Source organism: Pseudomonas putida, assembly GCF_028682635.1.
GTDB lineage: Bacteria > Pseudomonadota > Gammaproteobacteria > Pseudomonadales > Pseudomonadaceae > Aquipseudomonas > Aquipseudomonas putida_AE.
In genome coordinates, this window is the sequence record NZ_JANHLK010000080.1 from 1 (window position 1) to 733 (window position 733).

Annotated in this window: 1 pseudogene; it reads right to left on the bottom strand. The window is 67.8% G+C overall.

Annotated features, from left to right (window positions below):
* Positions 1-733: pseudogene (locus NPS56_RS30945) on the bottom strand (glycine dehydrogenase (aminomethyl-transferring)); the annotation flags it as partial.

Consider the following 733-nt stretch of genomic DNA (forward strand, 5'->3'; position numbering starts at 1 on the left):
GATCGCAGTCAGGTGATGCACACGCTGGGCAATCTGCGTCAGGCCCTTCGGACCGTGGTACACGGCGTACATGCTGGCGATGTTGGCCAGCAGCACCTGCGCGGTGCAGATGTTCGACGTGGCCTTCTCGCGGCGGATGTGCTGCTCACGGGTCTGCATCGCCAGGCGCAGGGCCGGCTTGCCGAAACGGTCGACGGAGACGCCCACCAAACGCCCCGGCATGTCGCGCTTGAACGCGTCCTTGGTGGAGAAGTAGGCCGCGTGCGGGCCACCGAAGCCCAGCGGCACGCCAAAGCGTTGCGCGCTGCCGATGGCCACGTCGGCGCCGAATTCGCCCGGCGGGGTCAGCAGGGTCAGGGCCAGCAGGTCGGCGGCCACGGCCACCAGGGCGTTGGCGGCGTGCAGGCGCTCGGTCAGTTCGCGGTAGTCGAACACGTCACCGTTGCTCGCCGGGTACTGCAGCAGGGCGCCGAAGAACGGCGTCACGTCGCTCAGTTCACGCTCGTCGCCGACCACCACGTCGATGCCCAGCGGCTCGGCACGGGTGCGCAACACGTCGAGGGTCTGCGGGTGGCAATGCACGGAGGCGAAGAACTGGTGGCTGCCCTTGTTTTTGCTCAGGCGCTTGCAGAAGGTCATGGCTTCGGCGGCGGCGGTGGCTTCATCCAGCAGCGAGGCGTTGGCGATCGGCAGGCCGGTGAGGTCGCTGATCAGGGTCTGGAAGTTCAGCAGC